Raw genomic sequence first — 25087 nt, 5'->3', positions numbered from 1 at the left:
GTCCCCCGGCGGAACGGTGTTCCCGAAGTTGGCGAGAACCAGGTCCAGGTCCACATTGTTGACGCACCCGTTCCGGTCCACGTCACCGAGCGCGGGAACGGGCTGGTTGTCCTCGACGATCGTGAGCCGACCACCTGCTTCCTCGGCAATGGCGCTCAGATACCTGACGAAGGGGCCGCCGGCGGGGGCTGGAATGTTCGCATCCGCGACAAGCCTCCCGTCCCTCGAGACCTCCGGAGCCACGTCCGAGCCGCCATCCCGAAGGGACAGGAAGCTCCCGAAGAAGGTGATGTGAGAAACAATCTCAAAGCCGGCCGGAGGCACATTGGTATTCTGGGCGTTTCCGGTCCGCAGCTTGTTTCTCACCTTCCACTGCCAGGACTGGGGCGCCGTCGTGGGGCTGTCCGGCCCCTGGCACTCGGAGCCCACGGGGCTGTCATTCTCCTGGCCGTCGGAGGTCAATTCGATCCGTTTCTGCGCGAAGACATTCGTGCGAAACCCTTTCAGCCGATTCACCGCTTCACAGGCGGAATAGGCCAGAGGGGTCGTTCCCCCCCCCGCCTGCAAGGCGCTCAAGGCGTTGAAGATGAGCTGGGGCTCCGTCGTGAAATCCTGATGCACCTGATATGAATTATTCTCGAAGGACCAGACCGCCATGTATCGCGGTATCGACGACCCCGCCTCCACGGCATCTCTGGCCATTTGCATTCCCACTGCAAATCGCTGTCGATTGTCCAATGAGCGCACAGTCGTCATCGACCCGCTGCGATCAATCAGGAAGACCACATGCATTTCTTTGAAGGGGGGAACTGGCTGCGCCATCACCACGCCTGGAATGGAGAACACCCACAGTCCCAGGAGCATGGCCCAACGAACGACGGCTGCGTGTTTCGTCACGGGGTCATCCTTTCGTCACGGAATCAGGGTCAGGCCCGCCCCACTTGGACCTCGACTTCGACGAGCGGGTCCGAAACGCCAGACAGTGGGCGTCATCAGTCCTATGCCACGCATTGCAATATCGAGAAATAGTGGACAGTCCTTACCTCAAACAAAAACACATCAACCCAGAATGAAGTCAGCCAACGCCTGATTCACCTCACGAAAGGCCGCCGCGCGAGCCCCAGGGGAGGAATGGCGACCGCCCACGCCAACGAGCAGCACGTCATCCTGCTCATCGACCGGAGTGGTGTCATGAACGCCATCGAGTCGGATGGGCGCATCCGCTTGCAGAAGGCCATCCGTCGCGCCCAGCAACGCGGCCTCGCGCCTTCGACGGCGGCCCGCCACTTCGCCGTGTCATCGTTCGAGGGGTCGAGCGACATCGAGCAACTTGCCTTCACGCCGAACCCCTGGGCGCGCAGTGCGTGGGCCCCTGGAGCGCGGCGCCGTACCCCCACTTCGCGCCGCAGTCCTGGCAGTGGAAGGTCCTCAACAAGCTCCGGACGGGCCATCCCCAGAATGCGAACGACCCGGGTGGCTTCGCCCTCATCTCGAACCACGACAGCGTGTTCTCCGCCATCGCGAACGCCGGCCCCGTCATCCCCTGAGCTCCCCCCCACCGTGCGGGGCACGTCGACGGGACTGGCCTTGGGAGGTCGGCTCCGGAGAGAATGCGCGCGCCGGTGGGTGGCCGGCGACCTCGGGGGAAAGCGCATGAGCCAGGAGCGGGTCATCTTCGGCAACACGGTCGACAGCCTGTATCTGAAGACCCTCGACAAGGACTTGTCCTACGACCTTCGCAACGAGCTGCGTGAGATGGGCATGGACCTGGACGGTCCGCTCCAGGCCGCCTATCCCCACGCCGTCTGGGTGAGTTGCCTGGACACCGTGGCCCGCGCGCTCCATCCGGACCGGACGCTCGAGGAGGCGCGCCGGTTGCTCGCGCGACGCATGATTGAAGGCTATGCGCAGACGGTCATGGGCGCGGCGGTGCTCACCCTGGCGCGCGTGCTGGGTCCCATGCGCTCGCTGGGCCGCATGACGCACAACTTCAGGAGCGGCAACAACTTCACGGAGACACGCGTCACGGTGGTGAACCCCACCACCGCGGACCTCTGGTTCAACGAGCCCCAGGCCACCGAGGGCTTCGTCGAAGGGGTCCTCGAAGAAGGACTGCACCGCATCGGTGTGCGCGGGCTGACCATTTCCCGCACCCGTCACGACGAGGACTCCTGTACCTATCGGCTCGAGTGGTACGACCCCTCCGCTCGCTGACCTCCTTCCCCGAGCCCCCTGATGCCCCGCCTCCTCGACTCCCTCCCCGAGCTCTACCGCGAGCTGCTCCCCGGCTTCTTCCGCCAGGACGTCCCCGAGGAGACCAAGGCCACCTGCTCGAACTGCGCCATGTGCGAGGGCTCCGCCCAGGGCAGCGTGGAGGCCGTGGACGGCGTCAGCCGCCTGTTCCGCCCCGACACCAAGTGCTGCACCTACTTCCCGCGCCTGCCCAACTACCTGGTGGGCGCGCTGCTGTCGGACGAGCGACCGGAGCTCTCCGAGGGCCGCTCGCGCATGGAGGCGCGCATCGCCGCGCGCATCGGCGTGACGCCGCAGTGGGTGAAGCCGCCCGCCAAGTTCAACTTCCTCTACAAGAACGGCACCCAGTTCTTCGGTCGGGCCGCGTCGCTGCGCTGCCCCTACTACGCGCAGCAGAGCGGCGGCTGCACCATCTGGCCCTACCGCGAGGCGGTGTGCTCCACGTTCTTCTGCAAGTACGTGGCGGGCGCGGACGGCCGCAAGTTCTACATGTCCCTCAAGACGTACCTGACGCTGACGGAGATCCAGCTGTCGCGCTGGACCGCGCTGCAGCTGCTGCCCGACTACATCCTGTCCGGCAAGGACCGCCCGGAGCTGCACCCCTCACCGCTCGCCGTCGAGGACCTGGACGACGCGCCGCCTCCCGCGCGCACCTACGCGGACCTGTGGAAGGGCTACGTGGGCCTGGAGCTGGACTACTACCGCGAGTGCCACCGGCTGGTGCGCGGGCTGGACGCGGCGGGGCTCGACAAGCTGCTCGGCCTGGACGGCCTCATCGAGCTCAAGGGGCTGGAGGCGCACCTGGGCACCGCCGTGTCCTCCAAGCTGCCGCGCACGCTCAAGTTCAACGCGGACGCCACCGTGCAGTGGATGCCCGACGGCAGCGTGGCCCTGGGCGCGTACAGCGACTTCGACGCCGTGGCCCTGCCCGGTGAGGCCTACGGGCTGCTCGTGGAGTTCACCGGGCGACAGAGCGTGGAGGCCGTGCGCCACCACCTGCGCGAGCACAAGCAGGCGGACCTGTCCGAGGACGTGCTGCTGGAGCTCTACCGGCACCGCATCCTGGTGGAAGTCTAGGCGCGACTACGGAGGGCCGGACAGCGCGCCCAGCTCCTGCAACAGGCGGCTGGACGCGTGCGCCTCCCGCCACGCGGGCACCGACGCCGACAGGTGCTCGGCCAGCCACGCGCAGAAGCCCGGGTCTCCGGCGCCGAGCCACTCCGCCGACTCGGTCAGCTCCGCCTGCGCGGACTCCCACGCCCGGCGGTACGCGCTCGCCGAGGACATCACCTGCGTCACCGCGTGCGTGAAGGCATCCAGCGACGCCCTCAACTCCAGCGCCGCCGAGGGCTCCTTGCCGCGCGACTCGCGCAGCCGCCCCAGGTGCAACAACAGCCCCTGCTCCAACGCCGCGGTGGTGCCCAGCCGCGCCTGCGCCCCGCGCAAGAGCAGCTGCAAGTCCTCGTTCAGCTCGCGCAACAGCTCCTCCGCCGAGCGCGCCACCGGGCGGCCCAGTCGCGTGCAGACGGCCTGCCAGAGGTTGCTGTACGCGAGCAGCTCGCTGACGCCGCGACGCACGTGCGGAGGGATGCGGTCCAGGAACTCCAGCGCGGCGCCGCGCGCCTCGACGGCCAGCGCGCCCGAGCCCTTGGCCAGCTGCAACAGCTTCCAGGCCCACGGCAGGGCCTGCTCGGTGGCGCGGAAGAGCGCCTCGCAGCTCGCGCTCAGCGCGCCCGCGTGGCTGCCTTCCTTCGGAACCGCGGGGGCCTGGGCCATCTTCACGGGCTCCGGTGCCTGGGGCTCATGCTGAACACTTCGCTCGTGCTCGCGCCGCGCGCCTTCCGACGAGGGGGTTTCGCGTTCCGAAGAGCTGTCGTCCAGCCACATGCATCTCCTCCGGCCTCGTCGGCGGACCCCCGGTTATCGCACGCTCCGTCGGCAACCTCCAAGAGCCTCGCGCCCCTGCATGAAGGACACCTGACGTGCGTCCCGGACGTCGACGTCCACCGACGCCCAGGCATTCAAAAGGTCACACGCATTCCCGAAAGTTGAGAGCCCCAACAAAAGCGGGCCCGGACCCGCGACGCGCGCAGGCCCGGGCCCGTGTCCTCGGGGCCGCCCGCGCCTCAGTGCAGGGTGTGCTTCAGGTGGCTGAGCTTCTTGTGCGTGCTCTTCTGCTTGGGCAGCAGCTCCATGCGCACGAAGCGCCGCAAATCGCCATGGACCTTGCCCGCGTTCTGCTCGTAGTCGCGCAGGCCCTTGTCCTCGCCCTCTTCCAGGGCGGAGATGGCCTTGTCCTCGCCCAGGAGGTCCGCGCCGCCCTGGACCACCTTCGCGAAGATGCCCCACACGCCCGAGCCCTCCGCCGGCTCACCGTCGAGCTGCCGGATGCGCTCCTTGAGCGCCTCCACGCGCTGCTCGTGGTCCTTCAGGCACTCCTCGAGCGTGCGCCGCCGCACGTCGTGCTCGATGTGTCCCATCGCCTGGCGGTAGGTCTCCACCGCGGAAATCTCGCCCCGCAAGAAGGAATTCAGCGTCTCGACATCCTTGCCAGCCTGAGCCATCGACGGCCTCCTGGTGAGGGTGAACGGGTTGCAGTTCCAAGAAGTTGCGGCGCGGCCGGCGGCTCGCAACGAGGGCTCCCTCCCCCGCCACCTCCCCTGGGCCACACGCACCGTCCGTGTTTCCACGGAGGCCGGCGCGACTGTCCGGGTAGTCTGTTTGCAAGAATGCGTCAGGGCTGTGAAGCTGATCCCAGAGTACCCCGGTTCCTGTGCCGTGCCCCTGGCCCGTGGGAAGCTGGCCAGGCAACCCAGCTCGCACCTCCTCGACGAATGACCGCCCCGTCGCCTGCTTCACCGTCGCGCCCGCTGCTCACGTTCGCCCTCGTCTGGCTGGGTCAGTTCGTCTCCCTGTTCGGCTCCGGGCTGACGTCGTTCGCGCTGGGCGCGTACGTCTACCAGCTGACCGGCTCCACGACGCGCTTCGTGCTCATCTCGTTCTGCGCGACGTTGCCGTTGGCGGTGTTGTCGCCGTTCGCGGGCGTGCTGGTGGACCGGTGGGACCGGCGCAAGGCGATGCTCTGGAGCGACGTGGGCTCGGGTCTCACCACGGGGCTCATCTGGACGCTGCTGGTGGCGGACAACGCGGGCTGGCTGAAGTTCCAGAGCTGGTACATGTACCCCATCGTCCTGTTGGGGGGCTGTTGCACGGCGTTCCGGTGGCCGGCGTGGCAGGCGACGACGCCGCTGCTCATCCCCAAGCGGCACCTGGGACGGGCCAGTGGGCTGGCGGAGCTGGGCGCGGCCCTCAGCCAGATTGCCTCGCCGGTGTTCGCGGGCGTGCTGGTGGGCAGCATCGGCCTGCACGGCGTGCTGTTCATGGACGTGCTGAGCTTCCTGTTCGCCGCGAGCGTGCTCGTCGCGGTGCGCTTCCCCTCGCCGCCGCCGAGCGCGGCGCGGGCTTCCGGCAAGCGCTCCATGCGCGCGGAGCTCGCGGAGGCGTGGCGCTTCGTGCGCGAGCGGCAGGGCCTGACGTATCTCCTGTGTTTCACCACCTTCACCAACGCGAGCCTGGCGCTGGTGCTGCTGCTCATCACGCCGCTGGTGCTGAGCTTCACGGACGTGAAGAGCCTGGGCGTCATCGGCTCCGTCTCCGGCCTGGGCATGCTGGCCGGGGGCGTGCTCACCAGCGTGTGGGGCGGCCCCCAGCGGCGCATGCGGGGCGTGGCGGGCTTCCCGCTCATCGCGGCGGCGATGTTGCTGCTGGCCGCGCTGCCGCCCAGCGTTCCGTTGCTCGCCACCGCGGCGATGCTGTTCCTGTTCTCCATGCCGCTCACCGCGGCCAACTCGCAGGTCCTCTGGCAGACCAAGGTGCCGCTGGAGATCCAGGGCCGGGTGGCCGCGCTGCGCAAGACGGTGGGCCAGTCCGCGGTGCTGCTCGTCACGCTGGTGGCGGGCCCGCTGGCCGACCGCGTCTTCGAGCCGTGGATGGCTCCGGGCGGCGCGCTGGCGGACAGCATGGGGCGCCTGCTGGGCACCGGCCCTGGCCGCGGCATCGCGCTCCTCTTCGTCGTCATCGGGCTCACGGTGCTGTGCGCCGTGGGCCTGCTGCTTTCATCCCCCCGCGCGCGGCGCGTCCAGGAAGAGCTTCCGGACGTGATTGCCTCCCCTCCGCTCGCCTCGACGCTTCCTTCCGAACCGCCCGCGGCCGACGCCGTGCCCGAGACCAAGCTCTCGGCGACGGGGAACTCCCCGTCTTGAGCACGTCGCAGTTCTGGCCGTCCGCGCCCATGCATTGACTGGAGTATCCGTGAGCACGCGCATCGACTCTCCGACGTCCGTCGGCCCCGTCACCCCATCCGACGCCCCCCTGGCCACCTCCGGCTCGCCGCTGGTGGTCCTGCGCGCGGGTGACGACAAGACTCCGCCGCTGTACCTGGTGCATCCGCTGGACGGCCGGCTGGATGCCTACGCCGCGCTCGCCGGGCACGCGCCCGCGTCCCAGCCCGTGCTGGGCTTCCAGGCGCGAGGCCTCACCGACGGCCGCGCCCCGCTGGAGTCGCTGGAGGCGATGGCCGTCTTCTACGTGGAGGCGCTGCGCGCCGAGCGGCCCGAGGGCCCCTACCACCTCGCGGGCTGGGCGCTGGGCGCCGTCATCGCGTGGGAGATGGCGCGCCTGCTCCAGCGCGACGGGCACGCCGCGCGGCTCACGTTGCTCGAGCCGCCCCCCGCCTCGCCCGACCGGAGCGTGTCCGCCACCGCGCTCGCGGCCCATGCGGCCCTGTTCGCGAAGGACCTGGCGCTCCAGGCGGGCCTGCCTCCGCTGGAGCTGCCCGCCGCGCTCACCACGGGCAAGGACCCGGAGCCCCTGCTCGCGCACCTCCACGCGCACGGCGCTGGCGCCGGCCTGCTGTCCGGGGACGCGTCCATCGAGGGGCTGCGCGCGCGCTTCAAGGTCTTCTCCGCGCACCTGCGCGCCGCCCGCCGCTACACGCCGGAGCCCTTCCCTGGCTCCGCGCGCGTGGTCCGCGCCGCCGAGGCCGCTGACGAGGGTGACACCGGGCAGGACCGGGGCTGGGCGGTGCTCGCGGAGGAGGGCTCGCGGCTGGAGGTGACGCCGGGTGACGGCTACACGCTGCTGCGCGAGCCACACGCGAAGGCGCTCGCCGCGCGACTCTTCGAGTCCGCCCGCGCGGGCGAGGGGCCCATCCCCACGGGGCATGGTGACGGCGCGCCGCTGTCCTACGCGCAGCAGCGGCTGTGGTTCCTGGATCAGCTCCAGCCGGGCAGCCCCGCGTACAACATGTTCTACGGCCTGCGCTTCACCGGGCCGCTGGAGCACGCGCTGCTGGAGCGCGCCTTCACGGAGCTGGCGCGGCGCCACCAGACGCTGCGCACCACGTTCCGCGCGTTGCCGGAAGGCCCCGTGCAGGCCGTCGCTCCGCCTTCGCCGTTCAGCATCCCGGTCGTCGACTTGCGCGCGCTGTCCCCGGAGGCGCGCGACGCGGAGGCCCAGCGACTGGCGGACCAGGCCGCGCGCACGCCGTTCGACCTGGCCGAGGGGCCGCTGCTCCGCGCGACGCTGCTGAAGCTGGATGCGCACGAGCACGTGCTGCTCATGGTCATCCACCACAGCATCTCGGATGGCTGGTCCATCGGCGTGCTCACGCAGGAGGTCCCCGCGCTCTACCAGGCCTTCGCGCAGGGCCGGCCGACGCCGCTGCCCGAGCTGCCCGTGCAGTACGCGGACTTCTCCGTGTGGCAGCGCGGGTGGTTGACGGGGGACGTGCTCGAGTCGCAGCTGGCGTACTGGCGCACGCAGCTCGCCGACGCGCCGCACGCGCTGGAGCTGCCCACCGACAGGCCCCGCCCGCCCATCCAGTCCCTGCGCGGCGACATGCTGCGCGTGGACCTCCCGGAGGCGCTGGCCCCAGCCGTCTACGCGCTGTGCCGCGAAGAGGGAGTCACGCCCTTCATGGTGCTGCTCGCCGCGTTCCAGACGCTGCTGGCGCGCTACTCCGGCCAGGACGACATCATCGTCGGCTCGCCCATCGCCAACCGCACGCGGGCGGACCTGGAAGGCCTCATCGGCTTCTTCGCCAACACGCTCGCGCTGCGCGCCCGCTTCAAGCAGGGCATGACGTTCCGTGAGCTGCTGCTCCAGGTGCGTGAGACGACGCTGGGCGCGTACGCACACCAGGACGTCCCGTTCGAGAAGCTGGTGGACGAGCTGCGTCCGGAGCGGGACCAGAGCCGCACGCCGTTGTTCCAGGTGATGCTCGCGCTGCTCAACACGCCGAAGGCGGTGGGCCAGGATGACGGAAGCTCCCCGCTGAAGGTCCGCCCGCTGGACGCCATCAGCGGCACCTCGAAGTTCGACCTGACGCTGCTGATGTCCGATGACGGCACCGCGTTCCACGCGGTGTTCGAATACAACCTGGACCTCTTCGACACGGCCACCATCCAGCGCATGGCCACGCGGCTGGTGCGCCTGTTGGAGGCCGCCGTCCGCGAGCCGGGCCAGTCCGTCTACCGGCTGCCCCTGCTGGAGGACGCCGAGCGCCAGCAGCTGCTCGTCGACTGGAACGACACGTCGAGGGACGACTTCACGCCCTCGCCCATCCACGTCCCCGTGGAGGCGCAGGCCCGGCGCACGCCCGATGCCGTCGCCATCACCGATGGCACCCACGCGCTCACGTACGCGGAGCTGGACACGCGGGCCAACCAGCTCGCCTGGCACCTGCGCGCGCGCGGCGTCGCGACGGGGAGCACCGTCGGCATCTGCCTGGAGAAGTCGCTCGACATGGCGGTCGCCGTCCTGGCCACGCTCAAGGCCGGGGCCAACTACCTGGCGCTCGACCCCACCTATCCCTCCGAGCGCCTGGCCTACATGCTCGCGGACACCCGCGCGCCCGTGGTGCTCACGCACTCGAGCCTGAAGTCCGCCCTGCCCTTCCTGGAGTCCACCCGCGTCATCACGCTGGATGACGAGGCGCAAGCGCTCGGACAGCAGCCGCGCCACGCGCCCGGCATCGACGTCCCGGTGGAGGCCACCGTCTACGTCATCTACACCTCCGGCAGCACGGGCCTGCCCAAGGGCATCGTCATGCCCCACCGCGCGCTGAGCTCGCTGCTGACGTGGCAGGTGCGCCAGTCGGCGCTGCCCGGGGCCACGACGCTCCAGTTCGCCTCGCTCAACTTCGACGTCTCCGTGCAGGAGCTCTTCTCCACCTGGTGGACGGGCGGCGCCGTCGCGCTGCCCACGGACACGCTGCGCCAGGACATCCCCGCGCTGCTCGACTTCATGCACCAGCAGGGCGTCGCGCGGCTCTTCCTCCCGTTCGTCGCGCTGCAGGCCATGGCGGACGCCGTCGCGCACGGCGCCACGCTTCCGCGCGCGCTGCGCGAGGTCGTCACCGCCGGCGAGCAGCTGCAGGTGAGCGCCAGCGTCACGGCCTTCTTCGAGAAGCTGCCCGGCTGCGCCCTGGAGAACCAGTACGGCCCCTCCGAGGCCCACGTCGTCACCGCGTTCCGCCTGCGCGGCGAGCCCGCGTCCTGGCCCGCGCTGCCGTCCGTCGGAAGCCCCGTGGGCCACACGCGCATCTACCTGCTGGACGCGCTGGGGCACCCGGTGCCCGTGGGCGTCGCCGGTGAGGTGTACGTCGGCGGTGAGCACCTGGCGCATGGCTATCAGCGGAAGGCGGACGTCACCGCGCGCAGCTTCGTGCCGGACCCGTTCTCCCGGACGCCGGGCGCGCGGCTGTACCGCACGGGCGACGCCGCGCGCTGGCGCTCGGATGGGACGCTCGACTTCCTGGGCCGCCTGGACTCGCAGGTGAAGCTGCGCGGCTTCCGCATCGAGCTGGGCGAAGTGGAGACGGTGCTGCGCGCCGCGCCGGGGCTGCGCGACGCGGCCGTGGTGGTGCGTGAGGACGTCCCGGGGGACCGGCGGCTCGTCGGCTACGTCGTCTCCGCCTCGGACGCGGCGCCCGACCTCGAGGCCCTCCGGGACTTCCTGCAGGAGCGGCTGCCCGAGTACATGGTGCCCAGCGCGTTCGTCGCGCTGGAGGCGCTCCCGCTGATGCCCAGCGGCAAGCTCGCGCGCAAGCGGCTGCCCGCGCCGGACGCGGAGAGCCTGCGCAACGGCGTCGCCTTCGCCCCGCCGCGCACGCCGCTGGAGGAGAGGCTCGCGACGCTCTTCGCGGACGTGCTGCACGTGCCGCGCGTGAGCGTCACCGACAACTTCTTCGCGCTCGGGGGACACTCCCTGCTCGCCACGCAGGTGGTGTCACGCGTGCGCTCCGCGCTCGGCGTGGAGCTGCCGCTTCGCACCGTCTTCGGCGCGCCCACCGTCGCGGCGCTCGCGGCGCAGATCGACACGATGCTGCTGATGTCGGGCAAGCGTCAGCCGCCTCCGCTCGTCCCCGTGCCGCGCACCGGGCCCCTGCCCTTGTCCTTCGCGCAGCAGCGCCTGTGGTTCCTCGACCAGCTCCAGCCCGGCACCGCGACGTACAACATGCCGTCCTTCGTCCGGTTGGACGGACCGCTGGACCGCGCCGCGCTCCAGCGCGCCTTCGACGAGCTGGTGCGACGTCACGAGGCGCTGCGCACCACGTTCCTCCAGCAGAACGACGAGCCCTTCCAGCTCATCGCGCCGCAAGGCGAGCTGCCAGTCACGCACGTGGACCTGAAGGACCTGGAGCCCGAGGCGAAGCGCCAGGAGGTGGAGCGCCTGCTCCACGAGGAGTACCTGCGCCCCTTCAACCTCTCCACCGGGCCGCTGGTGCGCGCGCTGGTGCTGGAGCTGACGCCGACGGAGCGCATCCTCGCGCTCAACATGCACCACATCGTCTCCGACGGTTGGTCCATGGGCGTGCTCGTCCAGGAGGTCGGCGCGCTCTACGGCGCGTTCGCGCTCGGGATGCCGTCGCCGCTGCCCCCGCTGGCCCTCCAGTACGCCGACTATGCCGTGTGGCAGCGGGACTGGCTGAAGGGCGAGGTGCTGGAGCAGCAGCTCGCGTGGTGGCGGGGACGCCTGGGCGGAGTGCCGCCGCTGGACCTGCCCATCGACAAGCCCCGGCCTCCGGTGCAGACGTTCCGCGGAGCGCAGGCGCCCCTCACCTTGAAGCCGGAGGTCTCCCGGCGCCTGAAGACGCTCTGCAACCGCGAGGGGACCACGCCGTTCATGGCGCTGCTCGCCGCGTGGCAGTTGCTGCTCTCCCGGCACACGGGCCAGGACGACATCGCCGTCGGCTCTCCCATCGCGGGCCGTCAGCGCGCGGAGCTCGAGGGCCTCATCGGCTTCTTCGTCAACACGCTCGTCTTCCGCGCGCGCGTCGACGCGCGGGCGTCCTTCCTGGCGCTGCTCAGGCAGGTGAAGGAGAACGCGCTCGGCGCGTACGCGCACCAGGACGTCCCCTTCGAGCGGCTCGTCGAGGAGCTCCAGGTCCGCCGTGACTTGAGCCGCAGCCCGCTGTTCCAGGTCCTCTTCGCGCTCCAGAACACGCCCGGCACGTCCGCCCAGAAGCAGGACGCGGCGCTCGAGCCGGTGGAGGTGAAGGACACCGTCATCAAGTTCGAGCTGGAGATGAACTTCGTGGACGGGCCCGAGGGGTTCCTCGGCGCGCTGACCTACAACACGGACCTGTTCGAGCACGCCACCATCGCGCGCATGGCGCGGCACTTCGAGGTGCTCGTCGAGGCCGTCGTCGCCAGGCCCGACGCGCCCCTGGCCTCGCTCTCCATGCTGCCGGAGGAGGAGTCCCGTCGGCTCCTCATCGACTGGGCCTCCACGCCCGCCCGTGTCCCGGCGGACGCCACGCTTCCGGAGGTCTTCTGCCGCGTGGCCGCCGAGCGACCCGACGCCACCGCGCTCCTCTTCGGCGACACCACCGTCACCTACCGGCAGCTCGACGAGCGCTCGAACCAGCTCGCCCGGCACCTGCGCTCGCTCGGCGTCACCACCGACTGCCGCGTCGCCGTCTCGCTGGAGCGCTCGCCCGAGCTCATCGTCGCCCTGGTCGCCATCCTCAAGGCCGGCGCCGCCTACGTCCCGCTCGACACGTCCTATCCGCGTGAGCGCCTGGTCTCCATGCTCGAGGACGCGCGGCCCGACGCCCTCGTCACCTCGAGCGCGCTGCGCGCCCGGCTCCCCGCCGAAGGGCTCACGTGCGTGCTGCTCGAGGAAGCCCCGCTGGACCTCCTCGACACCACGCCGCTCACGCCGGCCGCGCTGCCACATTCGCTGGCCTACATCGACTTCACGTCCGGCTCCACGGGCAGGCCCAAGGGTGTCGCCTGCACCCATCGCGGCGTCATCCACACGCTCATCGGCATCGACTACACGCGCTTCGGGCCCGAGCAGACGCACCTGATGCTCGCCCCCATCTCCTTCGACGCCTCCACGTTCGAAATCTGGGGCGCGCTGCTGCACGGCGCGCGGCTGGCCCTCCTGCCGCCGCAGACGCCGTCGCTCGAGGAGCTGTTCCAGACCGTCGCCCGCCACGGCGTCACCACGCTCTGGGCCACCAGCGGCCTGTTCTCGCAGCTCGTCGAGAGCCGCCTCACCGCGCCCGCCTCCCTCCAGCGCATCCTCACCGGTGGCGACGTCGTCTCCGCGCTGAACGCGCGCCGCGCCGCGGCGGACTGGGGCATCCAGGTCACCAACTGCTACGGCCCCACCGAAATCACCGTCGTCGCCACGACCTTCACCGTCACGAGCCCCGACGACGTCGGCGTCTCCATGCCCATCGGCCGTCCGACGAACGGCACGCACGTGCGCGTCCTCGACGGGTCGCTGCAGCCGGTGCCCGTCGGCGTGACGGGCGAGCTGTTCATCGGCGGTGATGGCCTCGCGCGAGGCTACGTCGGCCAGCCCGCCTTCACGGCGGAGCGCTTCGTTCCGGACCCGTTCTCCTCCGTGCCCGGAGCGCGGCTCTACCGCTCCGGCGACCTCGTGCGCTGGCGGCAGGACGGCGCGCTGGACTTCGTCGGCCGCGCGGATGCGCAGGTCAAGGTCCGCGGCTTCCGCATCGAGCTGTCCGAGGTCGAAGCGGGGCTGCTCTCCCATCCCTCCGTGCGTGAGGCCGTGGCCATCGCCCGCGAGGACGTCCCCGGCGACAAGCGCCTCGTCGGCTACTTCATCTCGGACGAGCTCGACGCCGTCACCCTCCGGGCCTTCCTCAAGTCGCGACTGCCCGAGTTCATGGTGCCGTCGTCCCTGCTGCGGCTCGAGGCGTTCCCGCTCACCGCGAACGGGAAGGTGGACCGCAAGGCGCTGCCTCCGCCCGAGGCCGTCCTCACGCCGACGTCCGCCGCCGAGCTCGTCGCGCCGCGCACGCCCACCGAGGAGCGGCTCGCCACGCTCTGGATGCAGATCCTCCGTGTCCCGCGCATCGGCGTCACCGACGACTTCTTCGCGCTGGGAGGACACTCGCTGCTGGCCACGCAGCTCGTGTCGCGCATCCGCACGGCCTTCCAGGCGGAGCTCGCGCTGCGGGAGCTGTTCGAGGCGCCCACCATCGAGACCCTGGCCGCGCGCCTCGACGCGATGTCGCTCGCGGGCAAGGGCCCGGTGCGGCCGCCGCTGGTCCTGGTGCCGAGGGATGGCAGCCCGCTGCCGTTGTCCTTCGCGCAGCAGCGCCTGTGGTTCCTGGACCGGTTCCAGCCCGACAGCCCGTTCTACAACGTCCCGTCCGCGCTCCCGCTCGACGGAGCGTTGAACCTGGACGCGCTGGAGAAGGGCATCCAGGCGCTCGTGCGGCGACACGAGGCCCTGCGCACCAGCTTCCACGTGCAGCCGGACGGCGTGCCCTTCCAGCGCATCCACGAGCACGCGGAGCTGCGCCTGCCCGTCGTGGACCTGAGCGCGCTTCCCGAAGCGGAGCGCGAGGCCCGTGCGGTGGAGCTGGCCGCGGCCGAAGCCCAGAAGCCCTTCGACCTGGGACAGGCGCCCCTCATCCGCGCCTCGGTGCTGCGCCTGTCCGCCGAGCGCCACGTGCTGCTCGTCACCCAGCACCACATCATCTCCGACGCGTGGTCCAACGGCGTCGTCTCGCGTGAGATTGGCGTGCTCTACGACGCCTTCGCGCGCGGGCAGCCCTCGCCGCTGCCGCCGCTGACGTACCAGTACGCGGACTACGCCGTGTGGCAGCGAGGCTGGCTGCAGGGCGAGGTGCTCGCGCGGCAGGTCGAGTGGTGGCGGGCGCAGTTGGAGGGCGCGCCGCGCGTGCTGGAGCTGCCCACGGACAGGCCCCGGCCGCCCGTGCAGACGGCGAACGGCTCCACGCTCAACGTGCGCCTCGGACGCGAGCTCACCGCGCGGCTCCAGGCGATGTGCAAGCGCGAGGGCGTCACGCCGTTCATGGCGCTGCTGGCCTCCTTCCAGGTGCTGCTCGCCCGCTACTCCGGACAGGACGACATCGTCGTCGGCTCGCCCATCGCCAACCGGCACCAGTCCGAGGTGGAGGGCATCGTCGGGTTCTTCGTCAACACGCTCGCCCTGCGCGCCCGGCTCACTCCTGGCTTGAGCTTCCGCGAGCTGTTGAAGCAGGTGCGTGACACGACCCTGGGGGCCTATGCCCATCAGGACGTACCCTTCGAGAAGCTGGTGGAGGAGCTGCGTCCCGAGCGCGACCTGAGCCGCTCGCCGCTCTTCCAGGCCCTGCTCGCGCTCCAGACCTACGAGCGCACCAGCGGCGACGGAGGCGACTCCGACACGCTGGACGTGGACAGCGGCACCGCCAAGTTCGACGTGTCCCTGCTCCTGTTCGACTCCGGGAACGACATCGGAGGCATGCTCGAGTTCAACACGGACCTGTTCGACCGGAGCACGGCGGAGCGGATGCGGGCGCACTGGACGCGGCTGCTCGCGTCCATCGTGGACGCCCCCGAGCAGTCCATCTGGAGCGCCCCGCTGCTGGCCGAGGAGGAGCGCGGCCGGCTCCTGGTGGACTGGAACAGCACCGCGAAGGGGCCGCACACGGCCACGCCCATCCACGTGCCCGTGAGCGCGCGGGCCGGGCTCACGCCGGACGTCATCGCCGTCACCGACGGAGCGAACTCGCTCACCTACGCGCAGCTCGAGGCCCGCGCCAATCAGCTCGCGCACCGGCTGCTCGCGCTCGGCGTCGAGGCGGGCGTGCCCGTGGGCATCTGCCTGGACAAGTCGCTCGACATGGCCATCGCGGTGCTGGCGTCGCTCAAGGCCGGTGCGTCCTACCTGCCGTTGGACCCGAACTACCCCGCCGAGCGCCTGGCCTTCATGCTCGAGGACTCGGCGACGCCCGTCGTCCTGTCGCACTCCTCCCTGCGCGCCTCGGTGCCCGCGTCACGCGCGAAGCTCGTGCTGCTGGATGAGGAGGCCCAGGACCTGGCCACCCGTTCCACGCGCGCCCCGGAGGTCTTCGTCTCGCCGGAGTCCCCCGCCTACGTCATCTACACGTCGGGCTCCACGGGCAGGCCCAAGGGCGTGGCGCTGCCGCACCGCGCGCTGAGCCACCTGTTGACGTGGCAGCTGAGCCAGTCGCCGGTGCCCTCGGCGACCACGCTCCAGTTCGCGTCGCTCAGCTTCGACGTCTCCTGCCAGGAGCTCTTCTCGACGTGGTGGGCCGGCGGCACGCTGGTGCTCCCCACGGGAGGACTGCGTCAGGACATCCCCGCGCTGCTCGACTTCATGCACCGGCAGGGCGTCGCGCGGCTCTTCCTCCCCTTCGTCGCGCTGCAGGCCATCTCGGACGCCGTCGCGCACGGCGCCACGCTTCCGCGCGCGCTGCGCGAAGTCGTCACCGCCGGTGAGCAGCTCCAGGTGACGCCCGCGCTGGTGGCGTTCTTCGAGAAGCTCCCGGGCTCCATCCTGGAGAACCAGTACGGCCCGTCGGAGACGCACGTCGTCTCCGCGTTCCGGCTCCAGGGCCCTCCCGCGTCCTGGCCCCGGCTGCCGTCCATCGGCGGCCCGCTGCCGCACACGCAGCTCTACGTGTTGGACACGCTCGGCCAGCCGACGCCCGTGGGGGTTCCTGGCGAGCTGTTCATCGGGGGCGCCCACCTCGCGTTGGGATACGCGGGTCGTCCCGAGCTGACGGCGGAGAAGTTCGTCCCCCATCCGTTCAGCCCCACGCCGGGCGCGCGGCTGTATCGCACGGGCGACTCCGCGCGGTGGAAGGCGGACGGCACCGTCGAGTTCCTCGGTCGCCTGGATGGTCAGGTGAAGCTGCGCGGCTTCCGCGTCGAGTTGGGCGAGGTCGAGTCCGCGCTGCGTGCCCTCCCGGGCATCCGCGATGCCGCCGCCACGGTCCGCGAGGACGTGCCCGGCCTCAAGCGCCTCGTGGGTTACCTGGTGCCCGCGGCCGAGTCCGCGCCGCCGGGCCTCGAGGCCCTGAGGGCCACGCTGCTCCAGCGCCTGCCCGAGTACATGGTGCCCTCGGCGTTCGTCACGCTGGAGGCGCTCCCGCTCACGCCGAGCGGCAAGGTGGCGCGGCGCCAGTTGCCCGCGCCGGACGTGAATGAGCAGGCGCGCGAGGCGACGTTCGTCGCGCCCCGGACGCCCCGGGAGGAGAAGCTCGCGGAGATCTTCTCCAACGTGCTGCACCTGCCGCGGGTGAGCATCACCGACAACTTCTTCGCGCTCGGTGGGCACTCGCTGCTGGCCACGCAGGTCATCTCGCGCGTCCGCTCGGCGTTCGAGCTCGAGCTGCCGTTGCGCGCGCTCTTCGAGGCGCCGACGGTGGCCGACCTCGCCGCCCGCATCGAGGACGAGACGCCCGGAGCAGGTCGGGCGCCGCCCCTCGTGGCCATGCCGCGTGACGGCGCGGTGCCGCTGTCCTTCGCGCAGCTGCGCCTCTGGTTCATCGACCAGTTCCAGCCCGGCGGCGCCGCGTATCACATGCCCTCGTTCGTCCGACTGGAGGGCCCGCTCGACGCGGCGGCGCTCCAGCGCGCCTTCGACGAGCTGGTCCGGCGCCACGAGGCGCTGCGCACCACCTTCTTCCAGCAGGACGACCAGCCCTTCCAGCGCATCGCGCCGCACGGCGAGCTGCCGCTGACGCGAGTGGACCTGAACGCCCTGGAGCCCACGCGGGCGCACGAAGAGGTGAAGCGCCTGCTCCTCGAGGAGCTCGCCCGTCCCTTCAACCTGTCCACCGGGCCGCTCATCCGCGCCCAGCTCCTGGCCCTGTCGCCCACCGAGCACGTGCTCGCGCTCAACATGCACCACATCGTCTCCGACGGTTGGTCCATGGGCGTGCTCGTCCAGGAGGTCGCCGCCCTCTACGACGCCTTCGCGCACGGCAAGCCGTCACCGCTGCCGCCGCTCACGCTCCAGTACGCCGACTACGCCATCTGGCAGCGCGCCTGGCTCCAGGGCGACGTGCTGGAGGGGCAGCTCTCCTACTGGCGCCGTCAGCTCTCCGGCGTCACGGCCCTGGACCTGCCCACGGACAAGTCGCGGCCGCTGGTCATGTCCTCGCGCGGTGGCAACGTCGGCGTCTTCCTGCCGGCCACCACGGCGAAGAAGCTCGCGGAGCTGTGCCAGCGAGAGGGCGCCACGCCCTTCATGGTGCTGCTCGCCGCGTGGCAGGTGCTGCTCTCGCGTTACTCGGGCCAGGACGACGTCACCGTCGGCTCTCCCATCGCCGGCCGTCAGCGCGCAGAGGTGGAGGGCCTCATCGGCTTCTTCGTCAACACGCTCGTCTTCCGCGCGCGCATCGATGGGCAAACGTCGTTCCAGAGCCTGGTCAAGCAGGTGAAGGAGTCCGCGCTCGGCGCCTACGCGCATCAGGACGTGCCGTTCGAGCGACTGGTGGAGGTGCTCCAGCCCGCTCGAGACCTGAGCCGCAGCCCGCTGTTCCAGGTCCTCTTCTCGCTGCAGAACACGCCGGCCTCCGCCATCCAGAAGCAGGAGCTGACGCTCAGCCCGGTCGACATCGACGACACCACGTCCAAGTTCGAGCTCAACCTCAACCTCGTGGAGCTGCCGGACGGGTATGCCGGTTCGCTCGGCTACAACTCCGACCTGTTCGAGCACGCCACCATCGAGCGGCTCGCGCTCCACTTCACCCAGCTCGTCGAGTCCCTGGTCTCGCGTCCCGAGGCGCCCATCGCCGGCCACGCGCTGCTCACCGCGCAAGAGCAGCAGAAGGTGCTGGTCGACTGGAATGACACGCGTTGGACCATTCCCACGGAGCCGTTCGTCCACCGGCTCGTCGAGCAGCAGGCTCGGCTCACGCCCGAGGCCGTGGCGGTCCTCTCCGATGACGGAGCGCTCACGTACCGTCAGCTCGAGGCTCGCGCGAACCAGCTCGCGCGACGGCTGGTCTCGCGTGGCGTGAAGCCGGGAGACTTCGTCGCCCTCCTCACGCACCGCACGCCCGAGCTTCCCGTCTCCCTGCTCGCCATCCTCAAGGCGGGCGCCGCGTACCTCCCGCTCTCACCCGACTACCCGCGCGAGCGCCTGGCCTTCATGCTCCGCGACAGCGGCGCTCGGCTGGTGCTCACCCAGGAGTCCCTGCTCGGGCTGCTGCCCGAAGGTGTCACGGCCGAGCGGCTGGACTCCGCGGCGCACCAGGAGGCCCTCGCGCGTGAGTCCGCCGAGCCGCTCTCCGCGCGGCACGAGCCCGAAGCGCCGGCGTACGTCATCTACACCTCCGGCTCCACGGGTCAGCCCAAGGGCGTGCTCATCCCGCACCGCGCCCTCGCCAACCACATGGCGTGGTTCCTCCGCGCCTTCCCGCTCACGGCCCAGGACAAGGTCCTCCTCAAGACGCCGCTGGCCTTCGACGCGTCGGTCTGGGAGTGCTGGGCGCCGCTGCTCGTCGGCGCGCCGCTGGTCCTCGCGCCCCAGGACGCACACCGTGATGCCGCGCTCCTGCTCGACTCCGTCGTCCGGCATGGCATCACCGTCCTCCAGCTCGTTCCGTCCCTGCTGCGCTTCGCGCTGGATGAGCCCGCGCTGTCTCGGGTCACGTCGCTGAAGTGGCTGTTCTGCGGAGGCGAGGCGCTGTCCTCGTCGCTCGCGTCGAGGGTCCGTGAGCAGCTCGCGGGCGCGAGGCTCGTCAACCTCTACGGCCCCACGGAAGTCACCATCGACTCGACGTCCACCGTCGTGGGCGAGCCCGTGGCCGGGGCCTCCATCCCCATCGGCCGACCGGTCGCCAACACGCGGGCCTACGTCCTGGACGGCGCGCTGCATCCCGTGCCCGCCGGTGTTCCGGGTGAGCTCTACCTGGGTGGCGCGCAGGTGGCGCTCGGGTATCTCGGCAGGCCCGCGCTCACCGCGGAGCGCTTCATCCCCGACCCGTTCTCCTCCACGCCTGGAGCGCGGCTCTATCGCACGGGGGACAGGGCGCGGTGGCTCGCCGAGGGGCAGCTCGAGTACCTGGGCCGCACCGACTTCCAGGTGAAGCTGCGCGGCCTGCGCATCGAGCTGGGTGAAATCGAGACCGCGCTCCGCACTCAACCGGGCGTGCGCGACGCCATCGTCCTGGTGCGCGAGGACGTGCCCGGCCAGCACCGGCTCGTCGCCTACCTCGTGTCCGGACCGGTCGACAGCGTGGCCCTGGTGGCCGCGCTGCGCGAGCACCTGCCCGAGTACATGCTGCCCACGGTCTTCGTGCCCCTGGAGGCCCTGCCGCTGACGCCCAACGGCAAGGTCGACCGGCAGGCCCTGCCCGTTCCGGAGCAGAGCGCCGAGGACACGCTCTTCGTCGCGCCACGTGACGCGCTCGAGACGGCCCTCGCCGCCATCTGGGCCGAGGTCCTCCAGCTCGACCGGGTCAGCGTCACCGCCAACTTCTTCTCCCTGGGTGGGCATTCGCTGCTGGCCACGCAGGTGGTCTCCCGCGTGCGCAGGACGCTCGACCTGGAGCTGCCGCTGCGCGCGCTCTTCGAGTCGCCCACCGTCGCCACGCTCGCCGCCCGCCTCGCCGAGGCCTCGGGCACGTCCGTGGGCACGAAGACGCCCGCGCTGGTTCCGGTGCCGCGCACGGGCGAGCTCCCGCTGTCCTTCGCCCAGCAGCGACTGTGGCTCATCGACCAGTTGGAGCCCGGCAGCTCGACGTACAACATCCCGCTCGCGCTGCTCCTGCAGGGGCCGCTCGACGTGACGGCGCTCCAGGGGGCCTTCACGGCGCTGGTCGACCGGCACGAGTCCCTGCGCACCACGTTCGTGACGCGCGAGGGCGCCCCGCGTCAGCACATCCACGCCTCCGCTCCGGTCCAGATGGCCGAGGTGGACCTCCAGTCGCATCCCGAGGCGACCCGGCTCGACGAGGCTCACCGGCGGGTGAGCGCGGAGGCCTCGCGCCCGTTCGACCTGGAGCGTGGCCCCGTGCTGCGCGTGCTCCTGCTGAAGCTGGAGACCGAGCGGCACGTGCTCGTGGGGACGGTGCACCACATCGCGTCGGATGGTTGGTCCATGGGTGTGCTGCTCCGCGAGCTGGCGGAGCTCTACTCCGCGAAGCTCAACGGGCGGGCTTCCCAGTTGGAGCCCCTGCCCATCCAGTACGCGGACTTCGCCGCGTGGCAGCGCGCGTGGCTGCGTGACGAGGCGTTGGAGCGGCAGCTCGCGTATTGGAGGCAGCAGCTCGCGGACGCTCCGCCGTTCCTGGAGCTCCCCACCGATAAGGCTCGGCCTCCCGTCCAGACGAACCGGGGGGCCACGGTCCCCGTGCGTCTGCCTCGCGCGGTGGCGGAGCGGCTCGCGGCCTTCTGCCAGCAAGAGGGCATCACGCCCTTCATGGCGCTGCTCGCCGTGTGGCAAGTGGTGCTGTCTCGCTACGCGGGACAGGACGACATCGCCGTGGGCTCGCCCATCGCGGGTCGCACGCGCGCGGAGACCGAGGGCCTCATCGGCTTCTTCGTCAACACGCTGGTCCTGCGCACGCAGGTCCCCGCGTCGCTGCGCTTCCGTGAGCTGCTCACGCGGGTGAAGCGCACCACGCTGTCCGCCTATGAGCACCAGGATGTGCCCTTCGAGAAGCTGGTCGAGGAGCTCAATCCTCACCGCACACTCAGCCACTCGCCGCTGTTCCAGGTGATGCTCGTTCTGCAGAACGCGCCGACGTCGAGCATGGAGGTGCGCGGAAGCACGGGAGAGGTCAAGGCCCCCCTGCGCCTGGAGGCGTTCGATTCGGGCGCCCCGAGCGCGAAGTTCGACCTCACCCTGACGCTGGGCGAGGGACTCGAGGGCGGACTGGGCTACCGCACGGACCTGTTTGAGGAGGCCACCATCGTCCGGATGGTGGAGCACTTTGGAACGCTGCTCGAGGCCGCGCTCGGCTCGCCGGATTCACGATTGAGCGAGCTGCCGATGCTGTCCGCCGAGGAGCGCCGCCGTGTGCTCGTCGACTGGAACTCGACGCGTCGCGAGCTGCCCTGGAAGGGCGCATTCCACGAGCTCTTCGAGGCACAGGCCGCTCTCACGCCTGACTCCCTCGCCGTCCTCGACGACTCCTCCTCCCTCTCCTTCTCCGCCCTCAACCAGCGCGCCAATCAGCTCGCTCACCTGCTGCGCTCTCGTGGCGTCGGGCCCGAAGTCCGTGTCGCCTTCTGCCTCGAGCGCTCCGTCGACTCCCTCGTCGCCCTCCTCGCCATCCTCAAGGCCGGCGCCGCCTACGTCCCTCTCGACTCCGCCTACCCCCGCGAGCGCCTGGCTTTCATGCTCCAGGACTCCGGCGCTCCCTTCGTCCTCACCCAGTCCCACCTCCTGCCTCGTCTCGACACCGGCGTCTCCTCGCCCCTGTGCCTCGACGACTCCTCACTGCGTGACTCCCTCGCGGCGCTCCCGGACTCCAATCCGTCCCGCGTCTCGCTGCCCTCCCACGCCGCCTACGTCATCTACACCTCCGGCTCCACTGGCAGGCCCAAGGGCGTCCTCATCCACCACTCCTCCGTGGTGAATCTCCTCCACGCCCTCTCTTCTTCCGTCTACTCCGACGTCCAGCGCCCTCTGCGCATCTCCCTCAACGCCCCTCTCTCCTTCGACGCCTCCGTCAAGCAGCTCGTCTTCCTCGCCCTCGGACATGCCCTCTGCTTCGTCCCCCAGGCCGCTCGCGAAGACGTCCCCCTCCTTCTCTCCTGGCTCGCGCGTCACCACCTCGACGTCCTCGACTGCGCCCCCTCCCACCTCCGCCTCCTCCTCGACGAGGGCCTCGCTTCTTCTCCTCGCCCACTCCGCGTCCTCATCGGCGGTGAGTCCATCGACGACTCCCTCTGGGCAACTCTCTCCTCCTCGCCCTCCCTTCGCGCCTTCAACGTCTACGGCCCCACCGAAACCACCGTCGACGCCACCGCCCTCCCCATTACCTCCGCGTCCCGCCCTGCTCTCGGCCCGCCTCTCCTCAACGTCTCCACCTTCATCCTCGACGCCTCCCTCCAGCCCGCTCCTATTGGTGTCCCTGGAGAGCTCTTCGTCGGCGGTGACGGTGTCGCTCGCGGCTACCTCGCTCGCCCGGACCTCACCGCTGAGCGCTTCATCCCCAACCCCTTCTCCGACATCCCCGGCTCTCGCCTCTACCGCACCGGCGACAAGGCTCGCTGGCTGCCTCACGGCCACCTCGAGTACCTCGGCCGCATCGACTTCCAGGTGAAGCTGCGCGGCTTCCGCATTGAGTTGGGTGAAGTCGAGGCCGCGCTCGAAGCCCTTCCTTCCGTCCACCACGCCGCTGCACTCGTCCGTGAGGACGTCCCCGGACTCAAGCGCCTCGTCGCCTACGTCACCCCCGCTGACGTCGACACCTCCGCACTCCGCACCCAGCTGCTCCGCAACCTCCCCGAGTACATGGTGCCCTCGGCCTTCGTCGCCCTGGACGCTCTGCCTCTCAACACCCACGGCAAGCTCGACAGGAAGGCCCTCCCCGCTCCCGACTCCGGGCCCTCCGACTCCTTCCTCGCCCCTCGCAACCCCACCGAGACGCTCCTCGCCTCCATCTGGGCCGAGGTCCTCCACCTCGACTCCGTCAGCGTCTCCGACGACTTCTTCTCCCTGGGGGGCCACTCCCTCCTCGCCACACAGGTCGTCTCCCGCATCCGCAAGGCCTTCCAGGTCGAGCTGCCCCTGCGCGCTCTCTTCGAGGCGCCCACGGTCGCGTCGCTCGCGGCACGCATCGAGGTCGAGAAGCAGTCCGAGCCGACGAACGAGAAGCCGGCGCTCGTGGCGGTGCCTCGCACGGGACCGCTGCCGCTGTCCTTCGCTCAGCAGCGACTGTGGTTCCTGGATCGACTCCAGCCGGGCAGTCCCTTCTACAACATCCCCTCCGCCATTCAGCTCCACGGAGGAGTGAACCTCGATGCGCTGGAGCGTGCGCTGCGGACGCTCGTCCAGCGACACGAGGCCCTGCGCACGTCCTTCCACGTCCAGGCGGATGGCGAGGCCGTGCAGCACATCCACTCCGAGGTGACGCTGTCCGTCCCCGTCGTGGACCTGCAACACGTGCCCGAGTCCGAGCGGGAAGCCGAAGCCCTGCGACAGGCCCAGACTGAAGCGCAGAAGCCGTTCGACCTGGCCCACGCACCGCTGCTCCGCGCCTCCGTGCTGCAGCTGTCCGAGCAGCGACACATCCTGCTCGTCACGGTCCACCACATCGTCTCGGATGGTTGGTCCAACGGCATCCTCACCCGCGAGGTTGGAACGCTCTACGGCGCGTTCGCGCAGGGCCAGCCGTCGCCGCTCGCTCCGCTGGAGTTGCAGTACGCGGACTACGCCGCGTGGCAGCGTGGTTGGCTGAGGGACGACGCGCTGGCCCAGCAGGTGGGTTGGTGGAGACAACAGCTCCTGGGTGCGCCGCACGCGCTGGAGCTGCCCACCGACAGGCCCAGGCCGCCGGTTCAGACATCCAACGGGTCCACGCTGCCCATCGAGCTGGGAGCCCAGCTCTCGGCGGAGCTGCGCGCCCTGTGCCTGCGCGAGGGCGTCACGCCGTTCATGGCGCTGCTGTCCGTCTTCCAGGTGTTGCTCGCGCGCTACTCGGGACAGGACGACATCGTCGTCGGCTCGCCCATCGCCAACCGGCAGCAGGCGGAGGTCGAAGGCATCGTCGGGTTCTTCGTCAACACGCTCGTCCTGCGTGCGCGGCTGTCCGCCGGAATGACCTTCCGCGAGCTGCTCACCCAGGTGAAGGAGACGACGCTCGGCGCCTACGCGCACCAGGACGTGCCGTTCGAGAAGCTCGTCGATGAGCTGAAGCCCGAGCGCGACTTGAGCCGCTCTCCGCTGTTCCAGGTGATGTTCGCCCTGCAGAACACGCAGCGCGCGACCGGACCGAAGGACGGTGAGGACGCGGGCGCCATCCGGCCGATGCACGTGGACAGCGGCACCGCCAAGTTCGACCTGTCCCTGCTCTGCGGTGACTTCGGCGACGACATCGGCGGCCTGCTCGAGTTCAACACGGACCTGTTCGAGCGGAGCACCGCGGAGCGTCTCAGCGCGCACCTGCTGAACCTCTTGCGCGCCGCCGTGAGTGACCCGGGGCAGTCCCTCTGGAAGCTCCCGCTCCTGGGCGCCGAGGAGCGTCAGCGCACGCTCGTCGCCTGGAACGACACCTCACGCCACGAGCACGCGGCCACCACGATGCACGGGCCCGTGGAGGCACAGGTGCGCCGGACGCCGGATGCCATCGCGCTCTCCGACGGCACTCACTCGCTCACCTACTCCGCGCTCGACGCACGCGCGAATCAACTCGCACACCACCTGCTCGCACTCGGGGTCTCTCCCGGCAGCGCCGTCGGCATCTGCCTCGACAAGTCCCTCGACATGGCTGTCGCCGTCCTCGCCACCCTCAAGGCCGGCGCCTTCTACGTCGCTCTCGACCCCAACTACCCCGCTGAGCGCCTCGCCTTCA

At 70.6% G+C, this 25087-nt stretch carries 7 protein-coding genes and 1 pseudogene; 5 read left to right on the top strand and 3 right to left on the bottom strand.

Translation table 11 applies throughout. The annotated features are described in order from the left end of the window. Nucleotides 1–504 precede the first annotated feature (504 nt). A pseudogene (locus LXT21_RS45655) lies at nucleotides 505–792 on the bottom strand (VWA domain-containing protein); the annotation flags it as partial. A gap of 572 nt (nucleotides 793–1364) precedes the next feature. On the opposite strand from LXT21_RS45655, the gene LXT21_RS16645 reads away from it, so the two are divergent. The 3 genes from LXT21_RS16645 (at nucleotide 1365) to LXT21_RS16635 (ending at nucleotide 3330) form a co-directional block, all read left to right on the top strand. Further along, nucleotides 1365–1547, top strand: a complete 183-nt coding sequence (locus LXT21_RS16645) for a hypothetical protein (protein WP_254039129.1) — start codon at nucleotides 1365–1367, stop codon at nucleotides 1545–1547. Nucleotides 1548–1653: 106 nt separating this feature from the next. Beyond that, nucleotides 1654–2214 (top strand): DUF2378 family protein, encoded by a 561-nt coding sequence (locus tag LXT21_RS16640; RefSeq protein ID WP_254039128.1) that lies wholly within the window; start codon nucleotides 1654–1656, stop codon nucleotides 2212–2214. A gap of 21 nt (nucleotides 2215–2235) precedes the next feature. After that, on the top strand, nucleotides 2236–3330 hold the full coding sequence (locus tag LXT21_RS16635) for a hypothetical protein (RefSeq protein ID WP_254039127.1): 1095 nt from the start codon (nucleotides 2236–2238) through the stop codon (nucleotides 3328–3330). 6 nt (nucleotides 3331–3336) lie between these two features. Here LXT21_RS16635 and LXT21_RS16630 read toward each other — a convergent pair whose 3' ends face one another. After that, nucleotides 3337–4029 carry a hypothetical protein gene (locus LXT21_RS16630; RefSeq protein WP_254039126.1) on the bottom strand — a complete coding sequence of 231 codons (693 nt, stop codon included), beginning with the start codon at nucleotides 4027–4029 and terminating at the stop codon, nucleotides 3337–3339. A gap of 350 nt (nucleotides 4030–4379) precedes the next feature. Then, complete coding sequence (locus tag LXT21_RS16625; RefSeq protein WP_254039125.1) at nucleotides 4380–4817, bottom strand: DUF2383 domain-containing protein; 438 nt, start codon at nucleotides 4815–4817, stop codon at nucleotides 4380–4382. A gap of 270 nt (nucleotides 4818–5087) precedes the next feature. Between LXT21_RS16625 and LXT21_RS16620 the strand changes: the two genes are divergently transcribed. Both LXT21_RS16620 and LXT21_RS16615 read left to right on the top strand, forming a co-directional pair. After that, entirely contained in the window at nucleotides 5088–6515 is a 1428-nt protein-coding gene (locus tag LXT21_RS16620; RefSeq protein WP_254039124.1) for an MFS transporter, read from the top strand. 49 nt (nucleotides 6516–6564) lie between these two features. Further along, nucleotides 6565–25087, top strand: an 18523-nt coding sequence (locus LXT21_RS16615; protein ID WP_254039123.1) for a non-ribosomal peptide synthase/polyketide synthase, incomplete at its 3' end; no start/stop codon positions are given.

Source organism: Myxococcus guangdongensis (assembly GCF_024198255.1).
Taxonomy (GTDB): domain Bacteria; phylum Myxococcota; class Myxococcia; order Myxococcales; family Myxococcaceae; genus Myxococcus; species Myxococcus guangdongensis.
The sequence above is the reverse complement of the archived record's forward strand: the minus strand, read 5'-3'. Positions and strand labels throughout refer to the sequence as shown.

Bases quoted from the DNA above. Each gene is read 5' to 3' on its own strand.
- LXT21_RS16640 (WP_254039128.1), top strand. From the start codon at position 1,654: ATGAGCCAGGAGCGGGTCATCTTCGGCAACACGGTCGACAGCCTGTAT.
- LXT21_RS16635 (WP_254039127.1), top strand. From the start codon at position 2,236: ATGCCCCGCCTCCTCGACTCCCTCCCCGAGCTCTACCGCGAGCTGCTC.
- LXT21_RS16630 (WP_254039126.1), bottom strand. From the start codon at position 4,029: ATGGCCCAGGCCCCCGCGGTTCCGAAGGAAGGCAGCCACGCGGGCGCG.
- LXT21_RS16625 (WP_254039125.1), bottom strand. From the start codon at position 4,817: ATGGCTCAGGCTGGCAAGGATGTCGAGACGCTGAATTCCTTCTTGCGG.
- LXT21_RS16620 (WP_254039124.1), top strand. From the start codon at position 5,088: ATGACCGCCCCGTCGCCTGCTTCACCGTCGCGCCCGCTGCTCACGTTC.